This is a genomic window from Streptosporangium sp. NPDC006013 (genome assembly GCF_040614275.1).
In the GTDB taxonomy this organism is placed as follows: domain Bacteria; phylum Actinomycetota; class Actinomycetes; order Streptosporangiales; family Streptosporangiaceae; genus Streptosporangium.
The window spans coordinates 1-6563 of the sequence record NZ_JBEXUE010000528.1; the positions used below are offsets into that span (position 1 = coordinate 1).

3 protein-coding genes and 3 pseudogenes are annotated in these 6563 nt (G+C 68.6%); 5 read left to right on the forward strand and 1 reads right to left on the reverse strand.

The genetic code is table 11. The features are described 5' to 3' along the window. Window positions 1-97: 97 nt before the first annotated feature. From ABZ260_RS43885 to ABZ260_RS43895, 3 genes and pseudogenes are all read left to right on the forward strand, one after another. Window positions 98-331 (forward strand): annotated as a pseudogene (locus tag ABZ260_RS43885) (transposase); the annotation flags it as partial. A 61-nt stretch (window positions 332-392) separates the two neighbouring features. Then, window positions 393-2204 (forward strand): transposase, encoded by a 1812-nt coding sequence (locus ABZ260_RS43890; protein WP_355629841.1) that lies wholly within the window; start codon window positions 393-395, stop codon window positions 2202-2204. A 152-nt stretch (window positions 2205-2356) separates the two neighbouring features. Continuing rightward, window positions 2357-3379 (forward strand): annotated as a pseudogene (locus ABZ260_RS43895) (IS256 family transposase); the annotation flags it as partial. 461 nt (window positions 3380-3840) lie between these two features. On the opposite strand, the gene ABZ260_RS43900 reads toward ABZ260_RS43895, so the two are convergent. Then, complete coding sequence (locus ABZ260_RS43900; protein WP_355629843.1) at window positions 3841-4701, reverse strand: hypothetical protein; 861 nt, start codon at window positions 4699-4701, stop codon at window positions 3841-3843. Between the two features lie 83 nt (window positions 4702-4784). On the opposite strand from ABZ260_RS43900, the gene ABZ260_RS43905 reads away from it, so the two are divergent. Next, window positions 4785-5591, forward strand: coding sequence for a crotonase/enoyl-CoA hydratase family protein (locus tag ABZ260_RS43905; RefSeq protein ID WP_355629846.1), 807 nt, complete (start codon window positions 4785-4787; stop codon window positions 5589-5591). 58 nt (window positions 5592-5649) lie between these two features. After that, a pseudogene (locus tag ABZ260_RS43910) lies at window positions 5650-6327 on the forward strand (AMP-binding protein); the annotation flags it as partial. Window positions 6328-6563 lie beyond the last annotated feature (236 nt).

Consider the following 6563-nt stretch of genomic DNA (forward strand, 5'->3'; position numbering starts at 1 on the left):
CGAGTTTCCCCAGCTAGTGGGCGTGGCGCCGTGAAATGAGGACGGCCATCGCGTGATCCTTCGAGTGCGAAGTACAAGATCGAAGGAGAAGAAAGCGATGGCCGTGAACAACAGTGTGGACCCCGCGACCTGGCTGGCGGAGCAGATCGAGCACCAAGACCCGGATCTGTTGCGATCCATGGTGAAGACCATGGCCGAGACGTTGATGTCGGCCGAGGCCGACAGCCTGTGCGGCGCCGAGTACGGCACCCGCAGCGACGAGCGCACCAACCGGCGCAACGGCTACCGAAGCCGCGACTGGGACACCCGAGCCGGCACCGTGGCTGTTGCTTTTTGAACACGATCTTCCGAAGCGGCGGAGTCGGTGGCCTGGATGATCGTTGGATGGGCGGGTGGCGAGGGGTTTCCGACGGATTGATCGGGATCAGCAGTTTCTGCTGCCGGTGGATATGCGCGAGTGGCTTCCCGACGATCACGTGGTGTGGGTGCTGCTCGAGGTAGTCGAGCATCTGGACGTCACGGCGTTGGAGGCTCGGTATGCGCAAGCCGGGCCCGGTCGCCGCGCTTACGATCCTCGGATGCTGCTGTCGCTGCTGATCTACGCGTACTCGGCTGGAGTACGGTCGTCGCGGCAGATCGAGCGGCTGTGCCGGACGGATGTCGCGATGCGGGTGATCTGCGGGCTGATGGTGCCCGATCACACGGTGATCGCTCGGTTCCGGCAGCGGCACCAGGACTCAGTGAGGGATCTGTTCACCCAGGTGCTGCTGATCTGCGCGAAGGCCGGCTTGGGGCGGCTGGGCATCATCGCCGTGGACGGCACGAAGATCGCCGCGGACGCATCGAAGAAAGCCACGTGCCGCAGACAATGGCTGCAGCAGCAAGTCGATGAGATCCTCGCGCGGGCTGCGACAGAGGACGCGGACGAAGACGCCGCGTTAGGGCCGGGCGAGCGCGGTGATGAGACACCACAGCGGCTGCGGGGACGGCGCGACCGGGAAGAACGGCTCAAGCGGGCACTGGCCGAGGTGATCGCAGAGGAGGCCGAGCGAGGTCTGGACGCCGAGTCCGCAGCTGCCAAGGAACGCGCGTTCATCGAGGCGACCCGAGCCGGCCGAAGTGATGTGGGGTCTCGTCCGGCCGGAGCCGATCCCGTGGCGATCGCCGAAGCTCGACTGCAGGCCGCCCAAGGCCGGCTGGCCGAGGAGGTCGCGGCCAAACGGGAACAGATCGCGGTAATGCGCGAGCGGATCCGGCGGTTCGAGGCCGGTGAGGGACTCAAGCCGCATCTCGGACCGTTCAGCTTCGATGAGAATCGGGGCCGGGAGGTGGCCCGCGCCAAGCGGTGGGTTGCTCGCGCAGAACAGGAACTCGTGGCCGCTCGAGCGGGGCGGGCTTCACCGCCTCCCGAGTGCGGGCAGGCCGATCTCTCACCGGTGCCGGGTGGCGGCAGGCACGGGCCACGTGGCATCACGACCAAGGACGAGCGTCCGGTTGCACGGCGCAACGTCACCGATCCCGACAGCCGTCTGATGCACGACCGCAACGGCGGCGCCATTCAGGGCTATAACGCCCAGCTTGCGGTGAGCGACGACGGACTGATCCTCAGCCCCGAGGTGGTTCAGGACGCCAACGACCGGCGGCAACTGCGACCGATGAGTCAAGCAGCGGTCACCGCGGCACTGCTGGTTCACCAGGAACGATGTCGTCGGCAATGCCCGGAAATGGGCGGATGCTGCATCGCGGTCTCAGCGGTGCGCGGCAGCCGCGATCACCTTCGCGGCTGCGGAGACACGGGCTGTCCTTGTCTGGCTGACTGGATCGGCACCCTGCTGTTCGATGCTGGCTATTGGACCCAGGACAACCTCACCGCTCCGGGCCCTGATCGGCTCATCGCCCCCGGCAAGAGTGGAGCCCTGCCCCAGCCTGGCCAGCACTGTGACTCGCTACCCGAGGACGCCGACCCGGCCACCGTCATGGTCCACCGCCTGGCTACCGAGGAAGGCGCAGCCCTCTATAAACGACGAGGCGCCACCGTCGAGCCCGTCAACGGTCACCTCAAGGACCGCACCGCTCTGCGGCGCTTCGCTCGCCGGGGCCTGGCCGCCTGCCAAGCCGAGCTCACCTTCGCCGCCATGGTGCTCAACCTCGGCAAGCTCTGCCGCCTGGACCCGGCCCGACGCTCAGCCGCACTCACCACCTGAACGGCGGCGACACCCCGTGGACTCACCAACGTCCCGGCCCCACCGCTACCGGCTCCGACCAGCAGGCTGACCATGCGCCAATCCACTCGGCACCGGCTGCTCGACCATCCAAGCGGCCTCGAATCAGGCCGTACCGAAAAGGCAACAGCCACACCGTCGAGCTCGCCATCCCGAAACTACGCTCAGGCTCCTACTTCCCCCACTGGCTACTGGAACGCAGGCGCCGGGCCGAGCAAGCCCTGATCAGCGTGGTGGCCACCAGCTACCTGCTCGGGGTCTCCACCCGGCGGGTGGACAAGCTGGTCGAACAACTCGGCATCAAACACATCTCCAAAAGCCAGGTCAGCGAGATGGCCAAGGTACTCGACACCCAGGTGGAGGCCTTCCGCACCCGCGCCCTGGACACCGGGCCGTACGCGTTCGTGTGGCTGGACGCGCTGACGCAGAAGGTCCGCGAGGGCGGGCGAATCATCAACGTGCACGTGCTGGTGGCCACCGCCGTCAACGCCAACGGCAACCGGGAGATCTTGGGGTTGGAGGTCACCTCGGCCGAGGACGGCGCCGGCTGGCTGGCGTTCCTGCGCGGCCTGGTCGCCCGCGGGCTGAGCGGGGTGCAGCTGGTCATCTCCGACGCCCACACCGGTCTGGTCGGAGCGATCGGCGCGACGTTGCCGGGGGCCTGCTGGCAGCGCTGTCGCACTCACTACCTGCGCAACCTGCTCACCACCGTCCCGAAATCGGCGCAGCCATGGGTGGCGACCCTGGTGCGCACCATCTTCGACCAGCCCGCCGCCGAGCAGGTGCGCACCCAGCACGCCTGGGTGATCGAGGCGCTGGAGGCCAAGTATCCGGCCGCGTGCGAGCATCTGGACGCCGCCCGGGAAGAACTGCTGGCCTTCGCCGCCTTCCCCCGGGAGATCTGGAAGCAGATCTGGTCGAACAACCCGCAGGAACGGTTGAACAAGGAGATCCGCCGCCGCACCGACGTGGTCGGGATCTTCCCCGCCCGCGGCTCGATCGTCCGTCTTGTCGGTGCGGTTTTGGCCGAGCAGACCGACGAGTGGACCGAGGCCCGTCGCTACATGGGACTGGATGTCCTGGCGAAAGCTCGAATGCGGGTCATCGCGGGCGACACACCGCAGCAGAAACCCATTCCGCAGACACTTACCGCTTAACCTGCAGAAACAGGATCACGCGGAGATCAACTCATACACCACTTCGCTGGACGTGACCGCACCTGATGCGGGAATCCGGCCTCTCATGCAAGGCCGCTTTCGGCCCGCCGAGGCATCGGATAACGTGCGCACCTCACGCAACCTGCCGAGGTGGCGGGCGGCAGGCCTCCGGGATGACGGCCACCGCGACGTAGCAGATAACAACCCCTTATCCAGTACATCCGCGCCCGCGCGGCCCCCTTCCGGCGTACTTGGCCTGCGAGGAGGATTGGTGCAGGAATCAGTGGTAAGGCTGCGATCTTGGTTCCGGTTCGGTGACGGGCCGGGTTCGCCCTGGTAGCGGGGCCTACGTTCCGGTTCATGCCTTACTGTCGACAAGAGGATGGTGCACTAGTGAGCCCTGGCGGCTCAGGTGGCTGCGGTGGCAAGGAGCGCGTCGGCGACGGCCCGAAGTTCGATGATCATGAGGTCGTGGCCGGTGTCGATGTCCCACAGGCGGCTTTGTCGTCGGTGATGGCTTCGGCGGTTGGCTGGGGGTCGTCGAGCTCAAGGAGGCGTCCCCAGATCCTCTGGGCGGTGTCCTGGTAGGCCCGGGTGAGTTCGACGAGGCGGCGCCGGGGGCGCGGGTCGCACAGGTCGTCGGGCAGCAGCGGGTCGTGGAGGATCGTGGCGATGGCCTGGCTGCCGAGGAGAAGGGATTCGTGGGCAAACTCCTCAGGAGCGAGGGCCGGTAGGCGGTCGTGGCTGTCGGTCAGAGCGGCGGCGGTCCGTTCCAGCCGGCCGACTAGGGCTTCGGCATCCCATAGACCGCGGAGTTCGGCGTCGTCGGCGGGGTCGAGGTGGTGGATGCCGAAGACCGCGGCGCCAGGGGCCATGCCGGTGTTGCGAAGGGTGGCGCGTAGGGCGTCGATGCCGCCGGTGAGGTTGTCGGGGCGGACGTGCAGGGCACCTCGCCAGGGCCGGAAGCCGAGGAGGTCGAGGGTGCGATGGTGGTGGCGCAGGACCGCGCGGTCGGTGCGGGCGGTGGTGGAGTTGTCGACGGCGGCCCAGGCGCCGGTCCAGGAGATGCGGGTGGTGTGGCGGGTGGACCAGTCCCGCACGTGGGGGTAGATGGGCAGGGCGCCGGGGTGGAGGGTGTAGCTGCCGCGGCCGTCGCGCTCCAGGACGCCTTCGTCGTGCAGGCGGGTGGCGGCCATCCGGATGCTGGGGGCGCTGAGCCCGACGATCTCGCCCGCTCGGCACAGCGCGGCGATGGAGAACCGGGTGGTGGGCCGGGCAGTGGCCAGGTCGAGCAGCAGCTTGCGAGCCGTCAGCTCCGTCATTTGCAACAGCTCCTAAACAGGATTTTCCAAAGCGCGTTATAACTTGGGTCCGTTCCCCACTGTAGGGCCGCGAAGGCCGTGACGTGCCGGAGGTAGAGATGGGCGACGCGAGGGTCGAGATCGAGGGCTCGATCACCACGATCTGGATGGACCGGCCGGACCGGCGCAACGCCGTCGACGGGGCCATGGCCGCAGAGCTGCGGGCGGCGTTCGAGGAGTTCGAGGCCGACCCGGACCAGCGGGTCGCGATCCTGGCGGGCAGCGGCGGGACGTTCTGCGCGGGCGCCGACCTGACCGCTGTCGGCGACCCCGAGCGGCGCAACGAGCTCGACCCCGAAGGGGGCGGCGGCGGCCCGATGGGGCCGACCCGGATGGCGCTGAGCAAGCCGCTGATCGCCGCGATCGGCGGGCACGCGGTGGCGGGCGGGCTGGAGCTGGCACTGTTGGCCGACCTGCGGGTGGTGGAGTCCGACGCGGTGCTGGGGGTGTTCTGCCGACGCTGGGGCGTACCGCTCATCGACGGCGGCACGGTCCGGCTGCCGCGGATCGTCGGGCTGGGCCGTGCCCTGGACCTGATCCTCACCGGACGGCCGGTGAAGGCCGACGAGGCCCTGGCGATCGGCCTGGCCAACCGAGTCGTCGAGCCGGGCAGTGCGGTCGAGGCGGCCCGTGAGCTGGCCAAGCAGATCGCGGCGTTCCCGTTCGGCTGCGTCCTGGCCGACCGGGCCTCCACTTACGCCGCCCTGGACCTGCCCCTGGCCGAGGCACTGCGCGCCGAGGGCGCGGCGGGCGTCCCCATCGTCGAGGCCGAAGGCGTGGCCGGCGCCGCCCGCTTCGCCGCGGGCGCCGGCAGGCACGGAGTTTTCACCCGAGAGGAGACCACCCCATGAGCCCCACCACCCGAGAACTCATCGCCCGCGGCACACGGCAGCACGCCGAGCGCACGCCGAGCGCACGGCGGTCGTGTTCGGCGAGAACGAGCTGACCTTCGCCGAAGTCGACGAGCTGAGCAACCGCCTGGCCCACGCATTGGCCGAGGTAGGCGGCGGGCACCGGCGCCGCGCCGGTCTGCTGGTGAACAACAGCCTGCTGAGCGTCCCGGTCGACTTCGCCTGCGTGAAGGCCGGCATCAACCGGGTCCCGCTCAACGCGCGACTGTCGACCGCCGAGCACACCGCGATGCTGCGCGAGACCCGCTGCGAGGTCGTGGTGTTCGGCTCCGACCTCACCGACCGCGCCCGCGAGCTGGCCGCAGCCCTCCCCGAAGTCGCCTTCGTCGGCCTGGAGACCGCCCTGGCCGACAAGCCCACCCTGATGGAGCGCGCCGGAAAGGCATCGGTGACCCTGCCCGACGTCGCGGTCGAGCCCGACGACGTCATCCTGACCCTGTTCACCTCGGGCACCGCCGGCACCCTCAAGGCTGCCCAGCACACCCAGGCGTCCTACGCGGGGATCTGCCGCAAAGTGCTCCTCAACCTTCTTCCGGTCACCGGGGACGATGTGATGCTGCACGCCGCCAGCCTCATCCATGCCAGCGGCGTGTTCGTGCTGCCGCTGTGGCTGCGCGGCGGCAAGACCGTCATCCTGCCGGGCTTCGCCCCCGCCCCGTTCCTGGGGTCCCGGTAGCAATCGCGGAAAATCCAACGAAGCTGCCTCTGACCTGTGGTTTCTTCGCAGCAGGCCCGGCGGTCCAGACTGAATCATCTTCCTGTAAGTGCAGGTCAGGCCCTACTTCGTTGGATTCACGGCCGAAACTACGCAGACCCTATGAACGGGCCCATCGCACCGAAGGCTGCCTGCAGTTCCCGGGGCGGGAACATCTCCTTCAGCATGCCGAGCCCTTGGGGGATCATGCAGGCGCC